Source organism: Streptomyces sp. DI166 (assembly GCF_900091315.1).
GTDB classification, from domain to species: domain Bacteria; phylum Actinomycetota; class Actinomycetes; order Streptomycetales; family Streptomycetaceae; genus Streptomyces; species Streptomyces fuscus.
Genome location: NZ_FLSP01000208.1, coordinates 1 through 3,300, shown reverse-complemented (window position 1 = coordinate 3,300; position 3,300 = coordinate 1). Strand labels below are relative to the sequence as shown.

Below are 3,300 nucleotides of genomic sequence, written 5' to 3'. Positions count from 1 at the left end.
TTCCCGCGCGCTAGCGGCGCGTCAGCGCTTCGGCCAGTTCCTGGAGCGTCGCGTAGCGGGCCGAGCGCGGCAGGCGTTCCAGGGGTTCCACCAGGCCGTCGGGGGCGTACGCGCGGCGCAGGGTGCCGGCCAGCTCGCGCGGGCCCGCCGGGAACTGGCGGCGGCTGAGGTAATGGGTCAGTACCTGGCGCACCGCCTCCAGGGAGGCCGTGTCACCGGGCGCCACCGGACCGCCCGCTACCCGCGGGTCGTCGTCGGCGGTCGGCTCGGGGTCGTGCCACTCCTCGGTCCGCGTGGGGTGACCCGACCTGAGCAGGCCCTGGAGCTCGTGCTTCATCTCGTCGTCGCGGTGGACGTTCAGGCGGTCACTGCCTCGCTGCATGACTCCCTCCAGATCCTCGGGTCCGCACCGCGTACCCGAAGACCGGACCCCGACACAGGGGGTTTGCCCCGAGAAGGGCGGGAGACCCGGTTCGCGCCCCCCGCATCGGATCGGGGAAGGACTCGCCATGGTGATGCTCGCTGTGATCATCCCGGTGCTCATGCTCGGCGTGGTGCTGGCACTGGGCCGCTACGAGGAACTCCTGCTGCCGAAGGAGCCGGAACCTACTTCCGCTCCCGGCCCGGCAGGAACTCCTGCACCTTCGCCCTGAACCCCTGCCCGACCATCGAGCCGCGGTCCGCGTCGCCCTTCAGGACCGTGGCGGCCGACGAAAACCCGGACCGGAGGTTTGCCGTCCGCAGGCATGGGCAGGCGAATGTCCAGTGCTTCGGACAGGAGGCACGTCCGTGGGAGCGGCTTTTCTCGCCGACCCGGACCGTCTTCTGTCCGGTCTGTGCGCGCTCCCTCGGTTGACCGTCCAACCAGAGCACAGACCAAGGGAGTTGCGGCGCATATGCCCACTCAAGTGAGCGCAAGGCACCCGCACGACGACGCCCCCGACACCGCGGACGCGTTCCGCGAGCTCGCCACGCTGCCCCCCGGTCCGCAGCGTGACACCCTCCGCGAGCGGATCGTCGAGGCATGGCTTCCCATGGCCGACCGGATAGCGAGCCGATTCCGCAACCGCGGCGAGAGCTTGGAGGACCTCCGCCAGGTCGCCGCCCTGGGCCTGGTCAAGGCCGTCGACCGGTACGACCCCGAACTCGGCAACGCCTTCGAGAGCTACGCCGTCCCGACCATCACTGGCGAGATCAAGCGGCACTTCCGGGACCACATGTGGACCCTGCACGTGCCGCGCCGGGTGCAGGACCTGCGTAATCGTGTGCGGTTCGCCGTGCAGGAGCTCCAGACCGTTTCCGGGCAGCGACCCACGATCGCGGAGATCGCCAAGCACGCGGACATGACCGAGGCCGATGTGAAGACCGGTCTGGAGGCACTGGAGAGCTTCACGGCGCTCTCCCTGGACGCGGAGCTGCCCGGCAGCGAGGACGGCTACTCGTTGAGCGACGCGCTCGGGTCGGTGGACCCGGCACTGGACACGGTGGTGGACAGGGAGGCCGTGAAGCCGCGGCTGGCGGCGCTGCCGGAACGGGAGCGGGCGATCCTGTACATGCGGTTCTTCGGGGACATGACGCAGAGCCGGATCGCCGAGCAGCTGGGGATCTCGCAGATGCATGTGTCCCGGCTGATCAGCCGGTGCTGCGGGCGGGTCCGGGAGCAGGTGCTGAAGGACGCGGCGTAGAACTCGCGGGCGGGGGAGCGCCGTGAGGGTGCTTGCCCGGTGCAGGGTGCGCGTGGTATGCGGCAACGTCGCGCAGCCCCCGCGCCCCCTCACAGCGCTTCCCGGCCCCGGGTTTCACGCTAATGGTGTCCGGCCGCGCGCGCGGAACCGCTCCGCGGGCTGTGATGGACGGGAGTCCTGGAGTCGTCCACCGAGGAGCCCGCGCCATGCGCCGCACCGTTCGTCTGCTGTCCGCTCTCGCGCTGGGCGGTGTCGTACTGGGGTTCTGTGCCTCGGCGGCCTGGTCGGAACCGGTCGCCGAGGTCAGCCCCAGTACCGCACAGCCCGGCGGGAGCGTCACCGTGTCGGTGCGCTGCGATCCCACCGGCGGGCCCGCGCCCGCCACGCTGGACGCCACCTCCATGGCGTTCGAGGAGGGCACCGTCGCCCTGCACAAGGTCGGTGACAAGGACGACAGGGGCGGCGGGCCCGCCTACCGCGGCACCGCGCGGATCGCCTCCGCCGCCGAGCTGGAGGAGGGCGACTCCCTGGGCCCGGACACCGCGTGGACCGTCGACGGCACCTGCCCGGCGGCCCCCGGTGGCCAGGGCAAGCAGTGGAGCGCCACTTTCACCGTCGCCAAGGGCGGCCACACCGGCCATCCCCCGCGGCCCTGCGCGACCCAGTCGCACCGGGAGAGCTGCCCGCCCGCCGTCATCCAGGGCGTGCACGCCGGTGAGGGCGGTGCCTTCACCGACTCCGTGCCCGCGCTGATCGCCGGCGGGACGCTGATCGCGGCCGCGGCGGGCGGTGCCGGGTACCGGTTGTGGCGCAGGAAGCCCGCCGAGCACATCTGAGCGTCGCGCACGGGGTAATCGGTACGTAGGCACCAGGAGGGAGTCAGGGTGGCGCGGAGGGTTCCCGAGAGCCACGGCCCCGTCCGCTACGGGCCGCCGCTGCCCGGGGACGGGCTCCCGGTCCTGCCCGAACTGTCCGCCGTGCTCGCGGCAGCCGCCTCCCGCGCCGACAGCGAACCCGTCGGCGGGGGCGCCGCCCTGCTGGAGGCCGCCTGCGGCCACTGGGACCGGCGCGGACTGCCCGGCACCCCCGACCGGGTGGCCGCCGCGCCCGGCGCCCCCGCCCTGCTGCTCGCGCTCACCGCCGCGCTCGGCGGCGACGTCCTGGTGCCCCGGCCCTGCGCGGCCTGGTGGGCGCCGTACGCACGCCTGTTGGGAAGACCCGTCTTCCACGTCGCCACCCCGGCCGAGTGCGGCGGGGTGCCGGACCCGTACGCCCTGCTGGAGACCGTGCGCCGGGTCCGGGCCGAGGGCGGTGACCCGCGGCTGCTGGTGCTGTCCGTCGCCGACGACCCCACCGCCACCGTGGCGCCCCCCGAGGTGCTGCACGAGACCGTGGAGGCCGCCGCCGGAGAGGGCCTGCACCTGGTCAGCGACGAGACCTGGCGGGACACCCGGCACGATCCGCACGGCTCGGTGCTGCTCAGCCCCGCGGAGATGCTTCCCGAGCGGGTCACCGTCGTCACCGACCTGGCCGGCGCCCTGCTGCCCACCGGCTGGCCGGCCGCCATCGCCCGCTTCCCGCCCGGCGCCGACGGAGAGGGCCTGCACGCGCGCGT

5 protein-coding genes are annotated in these 3,300 nt (G+C 73.4%); 4 read left to right on the top strand and 1 reads right to left on the bottom strand.

Annotated elements, in window-relative coordinates; all coding sequences use genetic code 11:
- Nucleotides 1–10: 10 nt before the first annotated feature.
- A complete protein-coding gene (locus GA0115233_RS39755; RefSeq protein ID WP_093725644.1) occupies nucleotides 11–382 on the bottom strand; it encodes a DUF2795 domain-containing protein in 372 nt (123 codons plus the stop codon).
- 127 nt (nucleotides 383–509) lie between these two features.
- Here GA0115233_RS39755 and GA0115233_RS41405 point away from each other — a divergent pair, with 127 nt between their 5' ends.
- The 4 genes from GA0115233_RS41405 to GA0115233_RS39735 all read left to right on the top strand — a co-directional run.
- Entirely contained in the window at nucleotides 510–653 is a 144-nt protein-coding gene (locus tag GA0115233_RS41405; RefSeq protein ID WP_176712123.1) for a hypothetical protein, read from the top strand.
- Nucleotides 654–896: 243 nt separating this feature from the next.
- Nucleotides 897–1,685 carry an RNA polymerase sigma factor SigF gene (locus tag GA0115233_RS39745; RefSeq protein WP_093725640.1) on the top strand — a complete coding sequence of 263 codons (789 nt, stop codon included), beginning with the start codon at nucleotides 897–899 and terminating at the stop codon, nucleotides 1,683–1,685.
- Nucleotides 1,686–1,891: 206 nt separating this feature from the next.
- Nucleotides 1,892–2,521, top strand: coding sequence for a hypothetical protein (locus GA0115233_RS39740; protein WP_093725638.1), 630 nt, complete (start codon nucleotides 1,892–1,894; stop codon nucleotides 2,519–2,521).
- A gap of 48 nt (nucleotides 2,522–2,569) precedes the next feature.
- A partial coding sequence (locus GA0115233_RS39735) for an aminotransferase class I/II-fold pyridoxal phosphate-dependent enzyme (protein ID WP_141689659.1) occupies nucleotides 2,570–3,300 on the top strand: 731 nt, incomplete at its 3' end.